Below are 21,010 nucleotides of genomic sequence, written 5' to 3'. Positions count from 1 at the left end.
TGTTTGCACCAAACATATAAGCCCCTGCACTTCCACCGCGCATAAATATATAAGCGTTTTTGCCAAGAGCCAAAGCTTCTGGCTGCACGACGCTACCACAAAGTAACGTGGTATCGCCCAAAGGTGCTTGTATCAGCACATCTTTAAGGTAAGAAATCCGCTCAATCTCAATTTGAAAATCAGGCTCTATGCCATATGCCTTGAGTGGTTTTATCGCCGTACCGCAAGAAAAGATAAGCATATTGTGAGTATTTGTTTTAATAAAAGGCAAAAGCATATCCAAACTAGCTCCATTCCCCACTACACAAATAGGTATCTCAACACGCTCTGGCATATGTAACATCGGATAATGAGACTTGAGGTTATGGAGTGTATTACGCACACCTATCATTTCATCATCAAAACTTCCCCAACCACGAGAATTTACCCTATAAGCCTCATGGACAATATCACGCGCACTTGCAATTTTAGGACTCTCATACAAAAATATTTCAAGACGCAAAAAATTGTTTGTAATCTTGCGTGAAGAAAAATATGTATGAATAAATTCCTGATGAATTATATCTTGGACAAAAATATAACACGCACGATCATTTGTCCGAGAAAAAAGCAAAGGAAAATCCACAAAATACAACATAATGCGTAGCATATCAAGATATTCTTCAAACAAAAGCAAAGAATGAAACGATACACCACGCTCCAAAAGTAACTGCAAAAAAATGCCCCCAAGCACGCCAAAAAATGTCGAGCTAGGAAGGAAATTACTAGGGAGATGATAGGATTGCCCTCCACCACTCTCTTGCATAAGCGTGATAATGCCATTGCAAGTAAAAGCAGTGAGTGGGATTTTATCTTCATCAAGCTTTTGAAGTGTGAGGTGATTGGTATGCACAATAAAATGCGGATTATTCATAGGAGTTTGGCTAAGCGCTATATGCGTAGCAATCATTGTATTTTCGCCACTTCTAGGATACACGAGGGCATTGTCTTGGAGATTTATGATATTAAGCTCATTATCATTAAAAAAAAGATTATGTGTAGTAGGAGGCTTACTAAGCTCGGCAAAAAGCTTAGGGTTTAGGGATTTAAAAAATTCCATATTTTTGACAAAACATTGACTCATATATGAATCTAAAGGATGTAAATCATAAGAGTATAAAATTTCTGTAAGACTCATCACAAAATACTCCTACACACCATAAGAGATTCTCACAATATTATAGCACCTCTGCTCTGCCGTTTTTCATCACAACCAAATCTTCTATACGCACGCCAAACTCATCTCCAAGGTAGATACCTGGCTCGATAGAAAACACCATGCCATCTTGTATAATCTCTTCACTCTTAGCAGAAATGCGTGGAAGCTCGTGTATATCTAGCCCAACACCATGCCCTGTGCTATGCACAAAATATTTTCCATAACCGCTAGATTCTATCACTTCTCGTGCTAGCGCATCAATCTCACATCCACGCATACCAGATCTAGCCTTAGAAATTGCTCTCTCTTGCGCCTTTAGAACAATATCATAAATTTTTTGCTGCTTTTTAGAGGCAAATTTTTGGGACTTGCCAAAACTCATGTCGGCACACACATTTGCCGTGCGTGTCCTATCCGAACAATAACGCTGATATTTTATCCCTGCATCAAAAAGCAAAAGATCGTTGTTTTTGCAAAGATTTTTTTCACTTGGCAGAGCGTGGGGCTTAGCTCCTGTGGCATTTAATCCCACTATGGGGTTAAAACTCAAATCATATGCACCCTTGTGGCTTAAAAACATCGTGGCATAAAAATGCAAATCCCTTTCACTCAATGCCTTGCCTTTGTGGATCGCCTTACCCACGAAGTGTGCAAATTCCTTGAAAGCTTGTTTATTAAGTTTTTGGGATTTTTGAATGAGTGCGATTTGAGAATCTGATTTGATAATGCGCAGTGCTTGATGAAAGTTTGGGACAGCCAAAAGTTCGCATTTGTGCTTTTGTGTATGCAATAAAAGTGTCTGATAGAACGCAACAGAAAGCTCATTGGGATTAAAGGTAAGCTTTTTTACTCCCTGCGTGGCAAGTAGTGTTGCGAGTGTATCCAGTAAATCACTAGATTCTAAAACCTCAACATGTTTATAAACATTTTGTTTTGCCTCTAGCGTATAGCGAGAATCGGTGATGAAAAAACATTGATCTTGTATACGCAACACGATAGCATTATCGCAACTAAAACCACATTCATAATATTGTGCGTTTTCATCACGCACGATGTATGGTAATGAACTATCAAAAGACATGAGAATTATTGTTGTTTGTTTTGCTGGGCTTTAAGTGCTGCAATTTCACTAAGAATCTGCAAAAGCGCAATAAGCCCCAAATGATACCCAAACACGCCAAACCCTGTAATCACACCTGCACACACTCTACCCGTGTAGCTTTTGGCACGGAAATCCTCTCTAGCATGAATGTTGCTAATATGCACCTCAATCACTGGCACACCACAACTAGCAATAGAATCCGCAATGGCAATAGAAGTGTGAGAATACGCGGCTGGATTAATGATAACGCCATCATATTCCCCACCTATACATTCTTGAAGTTTGTCGATAATCTCACCTTCAAAATTGCTTTGAAAAAATTCGATATCAGTATTATGTTGCTTAGCTTGAGCTTGAAGGTTGGTGTGAATCTGATCGAGTGTTACATTGCCATAAATATGAGGTTCGCGATGTCCTAAAATATTAAGATTTGGTCCTTGGATAACTAGGATTTTCATAACTGCTCCTTATATAGACTATTACGCATACCTGTGTCCCCACAAATCCTACGCTTATAAAGGCTAGGACTCTAGCGGTTATGCTATAAAAACCTGCTTAAACTAAGCCTTAGTCCAAAAACAATAATGGGTTTTGCACGATACGCTCAAGATTAGCAAGAGCTAGATTAATACGATGTTGGGATTGATTGAAATGCAAGCGTGCTTGATTAAGTGCCACCTCGACATTAAGCAATTCTCTAGAGGTTTCGATATTTTGTTGGTAGCGGTTTTGTATGATGCGATAATTTTCTTCAGCCAAAACAATCGCCTTTTGTGAAATGCTATATTGCTCCTTGGCTATGACTAAATCATCAAGTGCCTTATCAAGAGAGAGCATCATTTCTCTTTTGAGATCGCTAAGCTTGCTTTTGGTTGCCAAAACTTCATAACGCTTAGATTCTATAGCATACATATCACTCAATCCATTAAAAAAATTCCACGACATACCAAGAAGCGCTTGAGATTGAAGATTTGTCCCAAAACGATTAAGCACGCTCACATCATTGCTATACCACCTCTTAGAAAAACTTACATCAAGAGCGGGTAAAAAATTCCCATAAAGAGCGTTTTTTTGGTTTTCTATTGAGGCAATCATTTCTTGCATATAGAGGTATTCGGAACGATGAGAGAGCATAATGCTTAAAAGCCTTTCGCGATCAAAAGAAAGCGTTTCTAAACTTTGGAGTCTAATCTCTTCAAGCGTCTGCACATCGACTTCTTGCATAATGAGCTTTTGGAGCGCCAACGTAGCGTGATGTAAAAGATTCTTATCATTGCTTTGTGTAACTTTGGCATTAGCCAACATCACCTCCACACTCAAAAGATCGCTTTTTGCTTTCACGCCTTGCAAATAAAATTGTTCAGCCTGTGCCTTTTGGAGCTCCAAAAGGCGGATAGATTCTGTAGAAATTGCTAGATTATCTCTTGCTTGTAAAATCTTGATATAGAGGCTTTTGGCAAGTAAAATAATATCTTGTTTGCTTGCCTCATACATATACTGCTGCGCTTTGTGGAGATTTGTATAAGACTTAAGTCCATAAAAATCTATCAAGCCATTAAAAAGGTTATATGTTACTTGGAGATTGCTAAGGTTAATTGTATACACACTATCATTAACGCGAGTATTTTGTGTTATCGTGTATTGAAGTCCAACTTTTGGAGAGAATCTACCATATTGTGCTAAGAGGTCTGCGCGAGACTGCTTGGTATTAAATGCTTGTTCTTTTATCACATCGCTATTTTGTAATGCCAAGCGTATTGTTTCATCAAGATTAAGCCCAAACATATATATTGGCAACATTGCTATGATGGCTATTTTTGCTTTCATTCTCCTACCTATGTTTATTATTATTTGTGTGTATGTATTTGTGTCTTATGTGGTTTGCTAACTGCCACACTCTATATCCCAAATTTTTCAAAACCTTTAGAAGAATCCTTAGGGCTTGTTTAGAAACATTATAGCATGTTTCTTACAAGCCCTTTTTTGTGTTCTTGTATCCAAAAATATGCTAGAATGTCGCCTAAAAGCAGAAAAATTACCAAAGGTCTAGCAAAATGTCTTTAAAACAAACATTGAAAAAATGTATAAGAGCACTCCTAAGACGACAAACAAATACCTCAATCACCCTACAAAAACTTCATCAGATTGCTTATAAAGATAATCTTTATGGGGGGGGGGGGCGAGATGCCCTAATCCAACATACGTGTGATATTTGCACAAAGTTTGCTTTCTCTATTATATACAATAAAAAAGTTTTTGTTGCATATTTTTATCTTTTTGTATCGGAGACCCTCTATGCGAAAAGATAACACACAGCAAATACAAAAAGCTATTGTGGCAGGTAATGCACCGAGTTTAACTGCTATTGATTATGCACGCTTGCCTCTTTCTTATGAGGTATTTCGCGCAAATCAATTCTATTTGGAAGACGCATATTATTTAGGGAAGAACATCAAAGCAGTAACCTTTGCACAGCAAGCACTTTTTGAGCATATCTATACTATGCAAGTTTTTAATAACACAAAAGAATACAAAATAGATTCTATAATTATCAATGACAGCCCGTTTATCTCAAACTCAAAAGAGGAATTTCATGTAAAATCCAACTTTTTATTAAAAGTCCTCCACAAACATAGCTTTATCGATACTCTCTATAACGGCAAACTCTCAGAAAATATTGGTGAGTTCTTAGAATACAATAGCTTGCAAAAACTCTACTCTAACAAAAATCCAACAAGTGGAATTTACCTCTGTGCGATAGCTGTCGCATTAGGACATAAAGAAATCTATCTGACAGGCATTGATTTTTATGAGGGTAAAACTTTATATGCCTTTGATCATTCCAAAACCAATCTCTTAAAGGTTATGCCATGGGAATTTGAAAGTGCCATGCCTCAACAAAAGTCACAGCAAGAGAGCTATCATAGCAAAGCAGCAGACCTAGAGGCATTAGAATTTTTAGCAAAAACCTACAATGTGGAGTTTTATTCACTCTCTCCTGCTAGCCCACTCTCGCGCTATATCCCTCTAGCGCCCATTACAAACAACACAACAAAGCCAGAAAAAAAGCCTCCAAACCACACAGATGATATTATTTTGCCACCAGAACATGCTTACCGCACTTTTAGAATCCTAAATGAACATATAGATTATTCAAAACGTGGCAGAGTAAAAAATAACTTTTATCTTAAACTCCTCTATGATTTAGCGCGTTTGCCTCGTGATATAAAGTATTGTTTTAAGAAGCTAAAAATATGCTAGAATGTCGCCTAAAAGCAGAAAAATTACCAAAGGTCTAGCAAAATGTCTTTAAAACAAACATTGAAAAAATGTATAAGAGCACTCCTAAGACGACAAACAAATACCTCAATCACCCTACAAAAACTTCATCAGATTGCTTATAAAGATAATCTTTATGGGGGGGGGGGGCGAGATGCCCTTACTCTCGCAAAGTTTGTCGCAGAACTACCTTTCAACAAAGCACCATAAAAATTCTCCACAAAATCCATATGCCTTTATCCGTGTCAAAAATGAGGAAAAAACATTGCGCGCAAGTTTAGATTCTATGCTGCCTGCGATTAAACGCGGAGTGATTGGATATAATGACTGCACAGATTCTAGTGAGGAAATTATTTTAGAATTTTGTAAAAAATACCCTAGTTTTATCCCTGCAAAATACCCTCATCAAGTGTTCTTAGAAAATCCACCACATGAATGCAACAAACTTCATAGCTATTATAACTTTGTGCTTTCACTTATCCCAGAGAATGAGTGGTTTATAAAAATTGATGTTGATCATATCTATGAGCCAACGCTCTTAGAGCAAACATTTTACATCCCTAGAAAAAAAAATCATGCAGTAGTTTATCCTCGCATAAATTTTATAGTTGAAGATTCTAAAATTTATGTCCAAAATAGTGGTAAAAGTGGCTTTATAAATGGCTATGATCAATTACTAGTATGCAAAAGAAATATTACATTTACTGAACGTAAAACCTCCAAAGCAGCACAATGGATTGATAACACAAAACACGAAAACACACTTTACTCTGAAAGTCAAATTTTACCAAATGATGTAAGGTATTTCCACGCTCCCCTTATACAATGGCATTTCCCAGCAGTGAAACAAAGACGCAAAGACTACACAAAGTATCTCCAACTCCTAAGCCTACAAGAATTTAAAGAGAGAAATTCTCATCTTATAGATTCTGTAATTCCTAGCTTTATGCTTGAGGAACAAGTGATACTAGAGCAATATGAAAAATTTATATAACAACAAAACTATAATCTAGCCATTATATCGCCTTATTGCAAGCACTACACTTTAGCCTACTTCACCAAATAGAGTAATTAGCCCTTTTTATCTCTGTGGGATTTAAAAGATTAATACCACCTATATCCCAAATTTTTCAAAACCTTTAGAAAAATCCTTAGGGCTTGTTTAGAAACATTATAGCATGTTTCTTACAAGTCCTTTTTTTGTGTTCTTGTATCCAAAAATACAAAAAAAGTGCACTTGGAATCACTAACAAGCTAAGCACACCCGAAAATAGTAAGCCACCTACAAGCACAGATCCAAGCCCCCTATAAATCTCGCTCCCTGCACCACCAAAAAGCACAAGTGGTGCTAATCCAAACACGCTTGTAAAAATGCTCATAAAAATAGGTCGCATGCGCGATTTGGTAGATTCAATGATGCTAGGCAGATACGCCATACCCTCATTGAGATTATGTTGGGTTTGATGCACGATTAAAATCGCATTATTAACCACGCTTCCCACAAGAATAATAAAGCCCAAAAGACTTAGCATATCAAGATTTTGTGGATACACAAAGGCATTTACAAAACTTAGTCCAAATAAGCCACCACAGATTGCAAAAGGCACACTCAAGATAATAATAAATGGATAAGAAAAATTTCCATACAACGCACACAAAACAAGATATGTAATACACAATGCCAACAAAAATCCAAAATACAAATCCTCTCTGCCACCCTCAATGTCTTTAGCAGCACCACCAAAGATAAGGTGATTATCGCGCAACTCACCTTTTATCTCTAGCTCAGGCAACACCTCATCTTTGATACTAGAGAGAATCTCCTCAAGGGGTTTGTTTGGAGGAGCATTTAAAACAAGTAAAATAGTTCGCTCTCGCTCAAGATGCCGAATCTGTGCCATAGTGTATTCATAAGCAATATCTGTAAGTGAAGTTAGTGGCAACAACCTACCACTAGGCACATAAATTTGTGTGTGTGAGAAATCTTCTGGAGCCTGAAAATCTACACTCTCTCTAGCGCGTTCTATACTCTCATCGCTTAAATCTGGCAAAGCTTTAAGCACAAGGTCTATGGTTTTGCCACTACGCATTTTAAATTCATCAATTTGTTTGCCATCAAGCACCACATCAACAATATCTCCAAAACTCTTGACATTAAGATCATTAAGGGCTAATGCGACATAATCTGGGTGCAATACAATCTCGCGATTTGTGTTTTCTAGCGCGGGAAGTGGGCGCACTTGCATATATGGCATTTTTTGTGTGATGGCATTGCTTAGGCTTGTAGCGGTGGCGACTAGAGAATCTAGCTCACTCCCTACAACATTAATATAAATACTTTGCGTGCTAGAACCCTTATTAAAGATTCCTTGTTGCACCACAGAAGCCCTAACACCAGGAATGTTTTTGATACTTTCTTGAATCTGTGGAATAAGTCGCCTAATTTCTGCAGGATTACTTGAGGTTACACCAAACTGCATATACGATTCATTACCAGAAAAAAACAAATGCTTGATAGGTGGTAAGTCTTTAGAATCTCGCTGTGTATAGCCCAAAGATTCTATAAGATGTTTATTTTGAGAAAATATACTCTCGCCAATCTCTTTTCGCTGCTCATAAGATATGCCAGGTGGTGCATTCACATATCCGATGAGAAAATTTTGATTACCCTTAGGAAGATAATCAAGCCTTGGAAATAATGCCCAGCTACTCACCACACAAAAAAACATAAATCCGACTATAAACACTGCGCTACGCTTAGGCGTGTGCAAAATAAAACCTAAGCCTCTCATAAGCCATTGACTACATGCAACACCAAGTTTTTGATACAAGCTTTGTGTTTTATGAGATTCAATATAAAAAGTTTGGATGGATGTTTGCATCATTGTAGGTATGACAAAGATAGAAGCAAAAAATGAAATCCCCAAACCAAAACATACGCTAAGTGCAACATCATAAAATAATTGCCCCAAATCCTGTTGCATATCCATGATAGGAATAAAAATCGCGATAGTTGTTACTACCGAGGCAAAAATTGCTCCGATAACTTCTCTTGTACCATCAACACAAGCCCTAAAAAGTGGTTTTTGTTTGTGCAAGTGGCGCGTGATGTTTTCAAGCACAACTATAGCATTATCAATAAGCATACTCATAGCAAAGCTCACACCTGCTAGAGAGATAACATTTAATGTGCGCCCCATAAGATTCAAAAAGAAAAATGTGCTAATAATACATATAGGGATAACAATAAGCACCACCACCACAGAATACACATTGCGCAAAAATAGATACAACACCACACATGCCAAAATAATGCCCACGATAATGTTGTTTTTCACCAAAGATAATGCATCAAGGATATAGCCCTCTTCGTCTCTGCTCCACACAAGCTCTAAACCATTATCATGCAAAATACCCTCATTAAGATTCTCTACTGCCTTGCGCACCCTTTGCGTCAAATCCAAAATATTCGCATTTGGCGTAGGCACAATCTGCACACTAAGTGCACGTGTATCGTTGAGATACCCATAGCTTGTCTGTTTGGCAAAACCCTCCACCACAACACCAAGATCCTGAAGATACAAAACCTTATTGTTAGATTTTTGAATAGGTGTGTGAAGAATAGAAGCAGTGTCGTTGTATTCGGATTCCACCTTGATTTTATATGAGCGCATTCCATAATCAAGACTTCCTGCAGTTGTGTTGGTATTGTGTGTAGTTATTGCACTAATAACATCGGCTATGCTAATATTGTGGTGCGCAAGTTGTTTAGAATCTAGCAAAATTTGTATCTGTGTAGCACGCCCACCGGGATAAAACACTTCACCAACACCCTCTATGCGCTCCAAATGCCCAAGCACATAGTCTTCAAAAAATGTCTTGTAAGTATCCACCTCTTGGGTATTGCTCTCTAGTGTGCGCAAAAAAAGATAAATGGCTGGTGGAATACTCTCACCACTTAAAGCAATCGTAGGCTTATGGACATCTTCTGGATACCCTTTTATCTCATCTATTTTGGCACTTACTTTTAAAAGAGCAAAATTTGTATCTACTCCGCTTTGAAATTCCAACAATACCACTGCACGTCCTTGTCGTGCGGTAGAACTCATAGATTCTAAGCCCTCAATGCCTTTGAGATATTTCTCTTGACGATTAATAATCTCTTTTTCTATTTCATAAGGTGTCGCGCCATTCCAATTCGTATAAACACTAATTGTTGGCTTACTAACTTGGGGCAAAAGCTGATAGGGCATAGACTTTAAGCCCAAAATCCCAAACATAATCGCAAAAATCACACACACAAGAACTACCATAGGATTATGAAGGCAAAATTTGAGTGTGCGTATCATAAGCCTACTTTTTGGAACTCTTGAGATTAATAGTAGATTCTCGCACCTGCATACCATTTTGGAGGCGATCTTGTCCACGATACACAACAGAATCTGTGCTTTTTAGCTTACCACGCACAATCGCATTTTCTCCCTGCATACTTAGCACCTCAACTGGCACAGCATATGCCTTAGAATCGCGCACGACAAAAACACTTTGTGTCCCCAAATATTCTACAATGCAATCTCTAGGCACCATATCACCCTCAATCACGCCACCGCTAGCGAGCAAAACTTGAGTCGCCATACCATCGACAAAACTCCCATCGTTTTCCACATGCAAATGCACTGGAAATGTCCTTGTGTGTGTGTCAGCACGAGGAATGATGGCATAAATCTTACCTCTATAATGCTTTTTCTCAATAATCACACCCACTTCTTGTCCGTTTTTTAGGTGCATTAGCATCGTTGATGGCACATCAACTATGATTTCTGCACTCGTAGTATCCACAATTTCGCAAATGGGGTCGCCCACATTAATCCATTCGCCCTTATTAATCATCTTATCCACGATGATACCGCCTATTGGAGCTTTGATATTTTTTTTGCTTAGCTCCATTTTGGCAGATTCTAGCTCAGAAGTGAGTGCTAAAATATTGCTGTATTGAGATTTTTGTTCGTATTCGATACTTTCGTATTGTTGGAGCGACACAGATTCGGACTTGAGTAGATTCTTATAACGCGCAAGTTCTTTTTGTTGGCGTTCGTGAATGTATTGGGCTTGTTTGAGTTTGGCTTGTTTGCTTTGGATTTCTTTTTGTAATAAATCAGCATTAACCTGTGCAAGAGAAGCATTTATCTTAATAGAATCACCAATTTTAAAATTGAGTTTTTCCACAACACCGCTTGTTTGCGAGGCAACTTTGGAGGCATTGACAAAATGTAATGTGCCTAAAAATGAAGTTTGTGCTTGCAGTTTGCCCTTTTGAATAGGTTGTGAAACAATTGTTGCTTCTGTAACTTTATCCTGCGCAAACAAGCCAAAACACACAAACACCAAGAGAACTAAAATTCTCATCTAACTCCCCTTCTATTATGATTTTAAGCCAAAGAAACCCCACCATCTAAATATAGGCTAAATCGTGTAAAATCCAAAATATTTCAATATCAAATATCACTACATATCCAAAATGGGAGACGATAACAATCACTGCTCATAATATATAGATTCTCAACTTGAGTGTTTCATTTTGTATATAATACTGAGTATCCTATGTATCACAATTTTTGATACATATCAACACAATATTTTTGAAAAAATCTCCATATTATTACAAAAAGCTTAACAAATTATTATTTTTTTGTTACATTAAAAATATCTTAACCAAAACAAGGAGTGCAGTATGGCAAACGATAACAAAGAAGCTGTGTTACAACGCTTTAAGCAATTTGTAAGATTTCGTAACAAATTTGGACTTACTCTTGCGATAGCTGTCCTTATATGTTACTATGGGTTTATCATTGGTGTTGGATTTTTCCCAGAGGTTTTGGGATATAGGCTAGGACCTAGCTCCATTACGCTTGGTATTATGTTTGGAATCTTTCTCATTGTATTATCCATTGCGCTAACTGGTGTTTATACTCTTTTTGCCAATAAATATTTTGACAAAGAACAAGAAGAAGTGATTGATGAGTTACGCCAAAATGGACTCATAGAAGATTTGCAAAAAGGGAGGTAATACTATGAAACATAAAATATTTTTGGGATTTTTGGCTATAAGTGGCACACAAATTATCTTAGGTGCTGGACTTGATCTAGGAGAAGTGCAAAGAAGTGATCTAAACTACATTGCGATTACCTTGTTTGTGCTTTTTGTCTTAGCAACGCTTGGCATTACATATTTTTCTAACAAAAAATCGAAATCTGCTGATGGTTTTTATACCGCTGGAGGCAATATCACTGGATTGCAAAATGGCATTGCAATCGCTGGGGATTATATGAGTGCGGCAAGCTTTTTGGGGATTGTGGCATTGGTTTTTACCAATGGCTTTGATGGGCTTATTTATTCTGTTGGATTCTTGGTTGGTTGGCCTATTGTGCTTTTTCTCATAGCCGAAAAATTTCGCAATCTAGGTAAATACACATTTGCAGATATTGTAGCGTATCGATTGAAGTCTAAACCTATTCGCACAATTTCGGCAATTAGTGGGTTGGCTGTGATTGTCTTTTATCTTATCGCGCAAATGGTAGGTGCAGGACAGCTTATAGAAGTGCTCTTTGGGCTTCCATACACAATAGCAGTTATAATTGTAGGAATCTTGATGATTTGCTATGTTGTTTTTGGTGGTATGCATGCCACTACTTGGGTGCAAATCATTAAGGCTTGTTTGTTGTTGGGTGGCTCTACATTTATGGCGCTTATGGTGCTTTATTATGCAAACTTTGATCTTGCATCTTGGTTTGAAAAAGCCATTAACAACCACAAAAGTGGTGAAGCCATTATGCGTCCTGGGACTTTTTTACCTGATCCTATCTCCGCATTATCTTTAGGTTTGGCGCTTATGTTTGGGACGGCTGGATTACCTCATGTATTGATGAGATTTTTTACCGTCAAAGATGCCAAAGAAGCACGAAAATCTGTATTCTATGCCACAGGACTTATTGGATATTTTTATATCCTTACCTTTATTATAGGATTTGGTGCTATTGCTTTTTTGCTAGGTAATCCAGATTTTACTGATAGCGAGGGTAAATTCACTCATCCAAACAACATGGCGGCTGTTCTTTTGGCACAAGTCCTCGGTGGTGATGTATTCTTTGGATTTATTTGTGCAGTAGCCTTTGCCACGATTTTAGCTGTGGTGGCTGGATTGGCAATCTCTGGAGCTGGTGCAATAAGCCATGATTTATTTGTCAATGTTTGCAAAAATGGAGTTTGTGACCAAAAATTAGAAATGCGTGTTACAAAAGGTGCATCTATTGGACTTGGTATATTGGCAATTATTCTTGGTATAGGGTTTGAAAGCCAAAATGTTGCCTTTATGGTGGGTCTTGCTTTTGCTATTGCTGCAAGCGTAAATTTTCCTATCATACTACTTTGTATTTATTGGAAAAACCTCACAACAAAAGGGGTATTTTGGGGTGGATTAATCGGCTTAGTTAGTGTCTTGACACTTGTGTTGCTTAGCAAAAGCGTATGGGTGCAGGTTTTCAAATTCCCTGAAGCTATTTTCCCTTATGAACACCCTGCGATCTTTACGATGCCATTGACATTTTTACTCATCTTCATTATTTCTAAACTTGATAATAGTGAGCGTGCAAAAATCGATAGATTGGGATTTAAGGCTCAAGATTTCCGTGCGCAAACAGGGATTGGAGCAAGTGAAGCGGTAGCACATTAACACACTTTGAGTGTATCCGAGTTTGCCTATATAGGCAAACTCAAATTCTTCTCATACAAGTGCGATTTTTAATACTTCCTTGATTGTGCTTACACCAATTATTTGCATTTGCTCTTTAATCTGTGGACTAATTTCATCCAAATCCTGTTGATAATTTTTCATAGGAATAAGTGCTTTTTTAATGCCTGCCTTATGTGCAGCAATCAATTTTTCCTTAAGTCCGCCTATAGATAAAACATTGCCACCTAAAGTTAGTTCTCCTGTCATAGCAACACTGCCATCTACGCATCTATCAGACAAGATACTTGCAATCGTGCAAGCCATTGTAATTCCCGCACTAGGTCCATCTTTTGGTGTCGCACCCTCTGGAATATGCAAGTGTATATCATAGCTGTTATAAATCTGTGCGTCTTGTTTGTGTTGTGCATTGCACAAAAATTTAGAATCAAAAAGTGTCTTTACCACAGAATGCGCAATTTTGGCAGATTCTTTCATTACATCACCAAGGCTACCGGTAAGTGTTAATTCTCCCTTACCCTTAATCTTAATTGCCTCAATTTTTAAAACATCGCCTCCAACGCTTGTCCAAGCCAAGCCACTGGTAACACCTATTTGATTTTTTTTCTCAGCACTAGAGATCTCAAATACCTTTTTATGGAGATATGTAGGAAGATCTTTTTGTGTGATGAGAATCTTTGTGTCCTCTTCTTTGCTTAGAATCTCTTTAGCCACCTTACGCATTATCGTGGCGATTTGTCGTCGTAAATTCCGCACACCTGCTTCTCTTGTATATTTTTCTATAAGTTCTTTAAGTGCTCCTATGTTAAGAGAAATTTCTGTAGATTTAAGGGCATGTTTTTTAATCTCTTGGGGGATTAAATACTTACGCGCAATCTCAAATTTTTCTTGTGGTGTGTAACTAGAAATTTCAATAAATTCCATTCTATCGCGCAAAGGTGGGGGAATCATACCTATATCATTAGCTGTAGCAATAAAAATAACTTGCGAAAGATCAAGATCAAAATTTGTATAATAATCTCTAAATGCTACATTTTGCTCTGGATCTAGAATCTCTAAAAGCACGCTAGATAGATCGCCTCTGTAACTTTTGCCCACTTTATCAATCTCATCTAATACAATCACAGGGTTTAATTCTTTAGCTTCTATCAAACCTTGTGTAATTCGTCCGGGCATAGCACCTATATACGTGCGTCTATGTCCGCGTAATTCATTGACATCCTCCATACCACCTAACGCGATGCGCACAAGAGAGCGTTTTGCAGCCTTAGCGATAGAATTTGCAAGGCTTGTTTTTCCCACACCTGGAGGTCCAAAAAAGCATAAAATGGTACCCTTAGAATCTTTACTATCTTGCTTACGCCTAGTAGCAAGCTCTCGCACTGCAAAATATTCCACAATCCTTTCTTTAGGCTTTTGTAATGCATAGTGATCAGAATCTAACTGCTTGGCAAGATTTTTGATAGCAATCTTAGTGGGAGCAAATTTCCCAAAAGGAATCTCTAGGCACCATTCTACATAGTTTTGCAATAAATTTGCATCAGCGCTATCTTGATGCATACGAGAAAGACGAGTAATTTGCTTTTTTATCTCTTTGTATGCATCTTCGTGCATATATGGGCGTAAAAATTCTAGTTTTTGGCTATAGCGCTCTATTTCTTCATCTTTTGGATTCTCGCCTAGCTCTTTTTGTATAAGCTTTAGCTGCTCTTTGAGAAAATACTCCTTATTGATTTGCTCCATTTTATTATGCACTTTGGATTTGATCTCTTTTTGCATTTTTTGAGCTTGAATCTCCTCCATTACACATTCAATAATAAGCTCTAAACGCTCCAACACATCATCTTTGGCAAAAAGCGTGTAAGCGACATCTTTTTTTAATCGAATCCCGGAAGCCACAAGATCAACAATGCGATTAGGATCATAGTTTTCATCAAGGGCTTTAAGTAAATCTGGTGGAAAATGTTGCGCCAAGTTTGCCAAAATCTTGACTTTTTCACGCAAAATCTCCAACAAAGCATTTGCAGTGTTTTCCTCATAGGGCTTAGATTCTATGCGATCTATATGAACTTCTAATAGCTCCCCTTGTGTTACACCAAGCACTTTGCATTTATAAAGACCTTGAAAGAGGATTTTTATGCGTCCATCGGGAATAGCAGTCTTTCGCATAATATGCCCCATCACACCCACATCATAAAATCCTCCATCTTCTTTAGCCACAGAGACAAAAATACGCTTTTGCTCCATATCTTTACTCTCCATAGCTTTATCAATGGCACATATGTTTTCCTCATCGCTCACAAAAATAGGTAAAATCATAAATGGATAAATAAAAAGATCATCTTGCACAAGCAAGGGTAAGGTCATCGGAAATTCTAAAGTATCATCATTATGCATTATTGTAAACCTCTTATTAAATTTTATTACCAGTTAAAAATCCGCACATACCAAGGAATATATGAGGATTTAATTTTAAGTCCCTCGATGATATCTTGATTTCTTGAGAGATAATCTTCTTGCGCCTGCTCCTTGCCTTTACGCTTATAGACATTAGCAATTGCTGTATTCAAATCATTTTCACCAAGCTTAAATTTAATAAACACATACTCAACAAATGGTGCGTATCGACTATTTGGAAAAGTTTCTAAATATGTTTCTATTTCACTAATAGAACGATACATAAACTCTTGGTCTTTAGCATAATTTTTAAATCCATAATAATTTGCAAGAATTTTGAGATATCCCAAATAATCTTGATCACCGATAGTAGAATAACGCTTCTCATACTCATCAACATAAAAAGTTGCTAACAAATATTCTTCTCTATCCATATGAGCCTGTGCAAGGATTAACATAGCTTCAGGCACAAGAGGTGAATTAATATGCTCAGATTGCAAAGAAGAAAAATTAGAATCCGCACCCTCAAGATTCCCAAAATTGATTTCTTTGAGTATGTTTTGATACCAATACATCGCTGGTTTGTTATATTCTAGTTCTTTTTGTGAACAAGCACTAAAATACAACGCCCACACACTCACAAATCCGATGTATAGAATCTTACGCATATTCTCCTCTTTTTGCGAAACTCTTAGCTAATTGCCCTCTCTAAGGTACTCTAGTGCAAACTCACGCGCACGCTCTAAAGCCCTATCAATATGTGCCACATCCTTGCCACCAGCAGTAGCAAAGTCATCGCGCCCACCGCCATTACCACCTAAAATCTGTGCAACCTCCTTAACCCACGATCCCGCCTTTAGTGGTGCATTTTTTACCCCTGCGGCAATAAAAACCTTGCCCTCATTTTCTACGATAAGCAAAATCGCTACACTTTGGTATTTATTTTTTACCTCATCGATATATGCCTTTGCTTGTGCACTCTGAATATTTTCAAGCTTTGTAACCACAAAATGACATCCTTGTATTTGCTCATACGCAAACTCTTTGCTTATTGCACTATGTGATGAAATTTGCTTAAGTTCTTTTAGTTGGGCTTGAAGCTTGCTAATTCCTACTAACACATCTTGGACTTTAAGCGCATCTTTGGCATTTTTAAGCGTGTCTAATGCCTTTTTGCCCCATTCATAAGCAGCATGCCCACACACAGCTTCTATGCGTCGCACACCGCTACTCACGCCACTTTCTTTGGTGATATAAAAACCCCCAATTTGGGCGGTATTTGATACATGTATCCCTCCGCATAACTCAACAGAATCTCCAAAGCTTACCACTCGCACATTATCCGCATACTTCTCACCAAAAAGTGCCATAGCACCCTTTGCTTTTGCCACCTCTAGTGGCATAGTCTCACATACTTGTGTATTTGCAGTGCATATTTGTGCATTCACATCAGATTCTATATATTCAAGCTCCTCTTGACTAAGAGGTTTGGTATGGCTAAAGTCAAAACGCAAACGATGTGCCTCAACCAAACTACCAGCCTGCGTAACATGCTCACCTAAAATCTTGCGCAAAGACAGGTGCAAAAGATGCGTTGCGGAATGGTGTTTGGCTATTTCACTGCGCGAAGTATCCACTTGGGCTACTACCTCTTGATCTTGAGTAAGTGCTTTGTTTGTATGTACTTGAGAAATAATAAGTCCAAAATATTTTTTAGTATCACTCACAGAAGCACACACTTGTCCTTGCGAGTCCAAAAGCACACCCTTATCACCCACAGGACCACCAGATTCTGGATATAGTGGCGTAGTATGTAAAAACACATAGCCATCTGCTCCTGCTTGGAGAGATTGTGTACGCTTAAATGTAGAATCCAATAATGCCAAAATTTTTGTCTGCATGCAATCTGTATCATAACCTACAAACGTATTTTCACCAAACGCACTAAGAATCTCTTTAAAATCACCTTCTTGCACACTATCTCCACTACCTTTCCAACTAGTCTTAGAGCGTTGTTTTTGGGCTTGCATACAAGAATCAAAATCTTGCATATCTACTTCTATACCTCTATCGCGCAACATATCTTGTGTAAGATCAAGTGGGAATCCATAGGTGTCATACAATCTAAAAGCCACTTCGCCACTAAATTTTCTATTTTTTTGCGTATGAATCTCATGCTTACTATGTGTATTTTGCGAGGCTATACCCATTGTATATAATTCTTTATTAAAAAGCTCCATACCTGCATCAATAGTTTCTAAAAATCGCTCTTCTTCGCTTTTACACTGCTTGGTAATTATATCTTTTCGCTCCAAAAGACATGGGTAAGTGCTTTGCATAGATTGTGCTAATACTTCTATTGCCTTGTATAAAAATGCTTCTTTAAGTCCAAGTAGGTATCCATGTCGAACTGCTCGGCGTAAGATTCTGCGCAATACATAGCCACGACCCTCTTTGTCAAAATGCACGCCTTGAGCAAGTAAAAATGCCACGCTACGCGCATGATCAGCGATAACACGAAAACTTGAGATACGAGCTTTGATATGCTCTCGTTGCTCTTGCGTATAGGAATCCCTCAGCAAGACATCATCACTAATATATTCTTGTTGTGTTAAATTCTCAATACATCGCATAAGCGGTGTAAAAAGTGAAGTGTCAAAATTATTTATCTTACCTTCTTTGAGTGCAATCACACGCTCCAATCCCATACCTGTATCGATACTTGGGCTTGGCAAGAGTTTTAATACCCCGCTTTCATCACGCTCATATTGCATAAAAACAAGATTCCATATTTCTAAGAATCTATCACCCTCGCCACCAAAAAAATCCTCACTTGAGTGAAAAAATTCACTACCTTGATCAACATAAATTTCACTACAAGGACCACAAGGACCTACATCACCCATTTGCCAGAAATTGTCTTTATCACCCATACGCATTATTTTGCTAGGGTCTATATAATTACTCCAAATCTTAAATGCCTCATCATCACTTTCATGCACACTCACATAAAGCACTTTTTCATCAAAGCCTAAAACTTTAGTAAGCAATTCCCACGCATAAGCTATGGCATCTTGTTTGAAATAATCTCCAAAACTAAAATTTCCTAACATCTCAAAAAGCGTATGATGACGCGCAGTATAACCAACATTTTCTAAGTCATTATGTTTGCCACCTGCCCGCATACAGATCTGTGAACTAGTAGCGCGGGGGATTTGCGGACGCGGAAGCCTACCTGTAAAAATATCTTTAAACTGCACCATACCCGCATTTGTAAAAAGCAATGTCGCATCATTTGGCACAAGCGACATAGAATCATAAATCTTATGCCCTTTTTGTTGAAAAAAATCTAAAAATGCAGCACGCACATCCATTTCTATCAATCCTTATCTAAAGCACTTTTTTAGCATTGTATCTTAAAAACATAAAATTTTCTATTATTCCAAAAAACCCTCTCTTGCCTTAGAATCCTAAGATTCACAATCTCTATCAATCCAAAACAAAAGCTACAAACAAGAGATGAATAATACAAAATTTCATATATGCAGGAGTAAAGAAGACAGAATACCTAACATATAGCTAGGTATTCTATGGATAGAATATTAGACAAAATTACATCATACCGCCCATTCCACCCATACCGCCCATATCTGGCATCGCTGGAGCTGGTTTATCTTCTTTAATCTCATTAATTGTCGCTTCTGTAGTAAGCAACAAGCTAGAAACAGATACTGCGTTTTGTAAAGCAATACGAGTTACCTTAAGTGGGTCGATGATACCTGCCTTAAACATATCTACATATTCGCCTTTGCTAGCATTAAAGCCTATTGTTTCTTTAGCATTTTGCACTTCATTAACAACCACACCACTATCAAATCCAGCATTTGCTGCAATCTGCGCCAAAGGTGCTTTGATAGCACGTTTGATGATGTCATAACCAATTGCCTCATCACCCTCAAATTTGAGTTTAACTTTTTGCGCTGCATGGATAAGTGCTGCACCACCACCGATAACAATACCTTCATCAACCGCTGCTTTTGTCGCAGAAAGTGCATCATCTACACGATCTTTTTTCTCTTTCATCTCTACTTCTGTAGCTGCACCAACTTTGATCACTGCCACACCGCCACTAAGTTTAGCAAGGCGTTCTTGAAGTTTTTCTCTATCATAATCACTTGTAGTATTCTCAATCTCTGTTTTAATTTGTGCAATTCTTTCTTTAACAGCTTGAGCTTTACCCTTACCATCTACGATGGTTGTATTGTCTTTGTCAATCACAATGCGTGCTGCTTGTCCCAAATCTTGCAAGCTGGCTGCTTCAAGTGTTTTACCAAGCTCTTCACTGATAACTTGTCCACCTGTAAGAATTGCAATATCTTGAAGCATTGCTTTTCTTCTATCGCCAAAGCCCGGTGCTTTCACTGCAGAGACATTAAGCACACCACGAAGTTTATTTACAACTAATGTTGTAAGTGCTTCACCTTCAATATCCTCAGCAATGATAAGAAGTGGCTTACCACTTTGCATGGTAGCTTCAAGCAAAGGCAAAATCTCTTTCATATTTGAGATTTTTTTGTCTGTCAAAAGCACATACGCGTTTTCAAGCTGTGCAATCATTTTATCAGTATTAGTTACAAAATATGCAGAAAGGTATCCTCTGTCAAATTGCATACCTTCAACCACATTAAGTTCATCATTAATACCTTTAGCTTCTTCAACGGTGATCACGCCATCTTTACCTACTTTTTCCATAGCCTCAGCAATAAGACTACCAATCTTATCATCAGAATTTGCCGAAATAGTTGCTACTTGTGCGATTTCATCTTTACCGCCAACTTTTTTGCTTCCTTTTTTAAGCTCTTCGATAATTGCTTCACTAGCCTTATCCATACCGCGTTTTACCTCAACAGGATTTGCACCTGCAGTAATATTACGTAAGCCTTCTTTAAAAATACTATGTGCTAAAACGGTTGCAGTTGTTGTGCCATCACCTGCTGCATCAGCAGTTTTGCTTGCAACTTCTTTAACGAGCTGTGCACCCATATTAGCAATTGGATCAGCAAGTTCTACTTCTTTTGCTACAGACACACCATCTTTTGTGATAGCTGGTGCACCATAAGATTTTTGAATAAGAACATTACGCCCTTTTGGTCCCATAGTCACTTTTACTGCATCGCTTAATTGTTTAATGCCTTCATAAAGCTTGTTTCTTGCAGAATCTGCAAAGTGAATTTCTTTGTTTGCCATGATAAACTCCTTAATGTAAATTTATGTTGTAAAATTATT

General features: G+C 37.8%; 16 protein-coding genes. 6 read left to right on the top strand and 10 right to left on the bottom strand.

The window, feature by feature from the left end; all coding sequences use genetic code 11:
- The 4 genes from C6H22_RS03065 to C6H22_RS03050 all read right to left on the bottom strand — a co-directional run.
- Window positions 1-1,177, bottom strand: a 1,177-nt coding sequence (locus tag C6H22_RS03065; RefSeq protein ID WP_158654607.1) for a 6-hydroxymethylpterin diphosphokinase MptE-like protein, incomplete at its 3' end; no start/stop codon positions are given.
- Between the two features lie 40 nt (window positions 1,178-1,217).
- On the bottom strand, window positions 1,218-2,279 hold the full coding sequence (locus tag C6H22_RS03060; RefSeq protein WP_104693872.1) for a M24 family metallopeptidase: 1,062 nt from the start codon (window positions 2,277-2,279) through the stop codon (window positions 1,218-1,220).
- Between the two features lie 5 nt (window positions 2,280-2,284).
- Window positions 2,285-2,758 (bottom strand): type II 3-dehydroquinate dehydratase, encoded by a 474-nt coding sequence (gene aroQ, locus C6H22_RS03055; RefSeq protein ID WP_104693871.1) that lies wholly within the window; start codon window positions 2,756-2,758, stop codon window positions 2,285-2,287.
- A 109-nt stretch (window positions 2,759-2,867) separates the two neighbouring features.
- A complete protein-coding gene (locus C6H22_RS03050; protein WP_104693870.1) occupies window positions 2,868-4,127 on the bottom strand; it encodes a TolC family protein in 1,260 nt (419 codons plus the stop codon).
- Window positions 4,128-4,354: 227 nt separating this feature from the next.
- Between C6H22_RS03050 and C6H22_RS03045 the strand changes: the two genes are divergently transcribed.
- From C6H22_RS03045 to C6H22_RS03035, 4 genes are read left to right on the top strand one after another with little or no spacing between them, the layout of a single operon-like run.
- Window positions 4,355-4,609 carry a hypothetical protein gene (locus C6H22_RS03045; RefSeq protein WP_104693869.1) on the top strand — a complete coding sequence of 85 codons (255 nt, stop codon included), beginning with the start codon at window positions 4,355-4,357 and terminating at the stop codon, window positions 4,607-4,609.
- Complete coding sequence (locus C6H22_RS03040; protein ID WP_104693868.1) at window positions 4,596-5,561, top strand: alpha-2,3-sialyltransferase; 966 nt, start codon at window positions 4,596-4,598, stop codon at window positions 5,559-5,561. Before C6H22_RS03045 ends, C6H22_RS03040 begins: the two co-directional genes overlap by 14 nt.
- A gap of 42 nt (window positions 5,562-5,603) precedes the next feature.
- On the top strand, window positions 5,604-5,789 hold the full coding sequence (locus C6H22_RS08620; protein ID WP_158654606.1) for a hypothetical protein: 186 nt from the start codon (window positions 5,604-5,606) through the stop codon (window positions 5,787-5,789).
- Window positions 5,734-6,573: a beta-1,4-N-acetylgalactosaminyltransferase gene (locus C6H22_RS03035; RefSeq protein WP_233707007.1), complete on the top strand. Its 840-nt coding sequence runs from the start codon at window positions 5,734-5,736 to the stop codon at window positions 6,571-6,573. Before C6H22_RS08620 ends, C6H22_RS03035 begins: the two co-directional genes overlap by 56 nt.
- A 157-nt stretch (window positions 6,574-6,730) precedes the next feature.
- Here C6H22_RS03035 and C6H22_RS03030 read toward each other — a convergent pair whose 3' ends face one another.
- Window positions 6,731-9,928 carry an efflux RND transporter permease subunit gene (locus C6H22_RS03030; protein WP_158654605.1) on the bottom strand — a complete coding sequence of 1,066 codons (3,198 nt, stop codon included), beginning with the start codon at window positions 9,926-9,928 and terminating at the stop codon, window positions 6,731-6,733.
- A gap of 4 nt (window positions 9,929-9,932) precedes the next feature.
- Complete coding sequence (locus C6H22_RS03025; RefSeq protein ID WP_104693865.1) at window positions 9,933-10,985, bottom strand: efflux RND transporter periplasmic adaptor subunit; 1,053 nt, start codon at window positions 10,983-10,985, stop codon at window positions 9,933-9,935.
- Window positions 10,986-11,310: 325 nt separating this feature from the next.
- On the opposite strand from C6H22_RS03025, the gene C6H22_RS03020 reads away from it, so the two are divergent.
- Together C6H22_RS03020 and C6H22_RS03015 are read left to right on the top strand one after the other, a co-directional pair.
- Entirely contained in the window at window positions 11,311-11,646 is a 336-nt protein-coding gene (locus tag C6H22_RS03020; protein ID WP_104693864.1) for a DUF485 domain-containing protein, read from the top strand.
- 4 nt (window positions 11,647-11,650) lie between these two features.
- Window positions 11,651-13,309, top strand: coding sequence for a cation acetate symporter (locus C6H22_RS03015; protein WP_104693863.1), 1,659 nt, complete (start codon window positions 11,651-11,653; stop codon window positions 13,307-13,309).
- A 51-nt stretch (window positions 13,310-13,360) separates the two neighbouring features.
- On the opposite strand, the gene lon is transcribed toward C6H22_RS03015, so the two are convergent.
- The 4 genes from lon to groL form a co-directional block, all read right to left on the bottom strand.
- The gene (gene lon / locus C6H22_RS03010) at window positions 13,361-15,724 is read right to left on the bottom strand and encodes an endopeptidase La (RefSeq protein WP_104693862.1); all 2,364 of its coding nucleotides are present in this window, start codon (window positions 15,722-15,724) and stop codon (window positions 13,361-13,363) included.
- A gap of 26 nt (window positions 15,725-15,750) precedes the next feature.
- Window positions 15,751-16,392: an outer membrane protein assembly factor BamD gene (locus C6H22_RS03005; protein ID WP_104693861.1), complete on the bottom strand. Its 642-nt coding sequence runs from the start codon at window positions 16,390-16,392 to the stop codon at window positions 15,751-15,753.
- 27 nt (window positions 16,393-16,419) lie between these two features.
- Window positions 16,420-19,098 carry an alanine--tRNA ligase gene (gene alaS, locus C6H22_RS03000; protein WP_104693860.1) on the bottom strand — a complete coding sequence of 893 codons (2,679 nt, stop codon included), beginning with the start codon at window positions 19,096-19,098 and terminating at the stop codon, window positions 16,420-16,422.
- 238 nt (window positions 19,099-19,336) lie between these two features.
- Window positions 19,337-20,971 (bottom strand): chaperonin GroEL, encoded by a 1,635-nt coding sequence (groL, locus tag C6H22_RS02995; RefSeq protein WP_104693859.1) that lies wholly within the window; start codon window positions 20,969-20,971, stop codon window positions 19,337-19,339.
- Window positions 20,972-21,010 lie beyond the last annotated feature (39 nt).

The sequence above is a fragment of the Helicobacter equorum genome, from assembly GCF_900198655.1.
GTDB classification, from domain to species: domain Bacteria; phylum Campylobacterota; class Campylobacteria; order Campylobacterales; family Helicobacteraceae; genus Helicobacter_F; species Helicobacter_F equorum.
This window is presented reverse-complemented; position numbering and strand designations above follow the sequence as displayed.

Bases quoted from the DNA above. Each gene is read 5' to 3' on its own strand.
- lon (WP_104693862.1), bottom strand. From the start codon at position 15,724: ATGCATAATGATGATACTTTAGAATTTCCGATGACCTTACCCTTGCTT.
- C6H22_RS03035 (WP_233707007.1), top strand. From the start codon at position 5,734: ATGCCCTTACTCTCGCAAAGTTTGTCGCAGAACTACCTTTCAACAAAG.
- C6H22_RS03040 (WP_104693868.1), top strand. From the start codon at position 4,596: ATGCGAAAAGATAACACACAGCAAATACAAAAAGCTATTGTGGCAGGT.
- alaS (WP_104693860.1), bottom strand. From the start codon at position 19,098: ATGGATGTGCGTGCTGCATTTTTAGATTTTTTTCAACAAAAAGGGCAT.
- C6H22_RS08620 (WP_158654606.1), top strand. From the start codon at position 5,604: ATGTCTTTAAAACAAACATTGAAAAAATGTATAAGAGCACTCCTAAGA.
- C6H22_RS03015 (WP_104693863.1), top strand. From the start codon at position 11,651: ATGAAACATAAAATATTTTTGGGATTTTTGGCTATAAGTGGCACACAA.
- C6H22_RS03025 (WP_104693865.1), bottom strand. From the start codon at position 10,985: ATGAGAATTTTAGTTCTCTTGGTGTTTGTGTGTTTTGGCTTGTTTGCG.
- C6H22_RS03060 (WP_104693872.1), bottom strand. From the start codon at position 2,279: ATGTCTTTTGATAGTTCATTACCATACATCGTGCGTGATGAAAACGCA.
- groL (WP_104693859.1), bottom strand. From the start codon at position 20,971: ATGGCAAACAAAGAAATTCACTTTGCAGATTCTGCAAGAAACAAGCTT.
- C6H22_RS03005 (WP_104693861.1), bottom strand. From the start codon at position 16,392: ATGCGTAAGATTCTATACATCGGATTTGTGAGTGTGTGGGCGTTGTAT.
- C6H22_RS03030 (WP_158654605.1), bottom strand. From the start codon at position 9,928: ATGATACGCACACTCAAATTTTGCCTTCATAATCCTATGGTAGTTCTT.
- C6H22_RS03020 (WP_104693864.1), top strand. From the start codon at position 11,311: ATGGCAAACGATAACAAAGAAGCTGTGTTACAACGCTTTAAGCAATTT.
- C6H22_RS03045 (WP_104693869.1), top strand. From the start codon at position 4,355: ATGTCTTTAAAACAAACATTGAAAAAATGTATAAGAGCACTCCTAAGA.
- aroQ (WP_104693871.1), bottom strand. From the start codon at position 2,758: ATGAAAATCCTAGTTATCCAAGGACCAAATCTTAATATTTTAGGACAT.
- C6H22_RS03050 (WP_104693870.1), bottom strand. From the start codon at position 4,127: ATGAAAGCAAAAATAGCCATCATAGCAATGTTGCCAATATATATGTTT.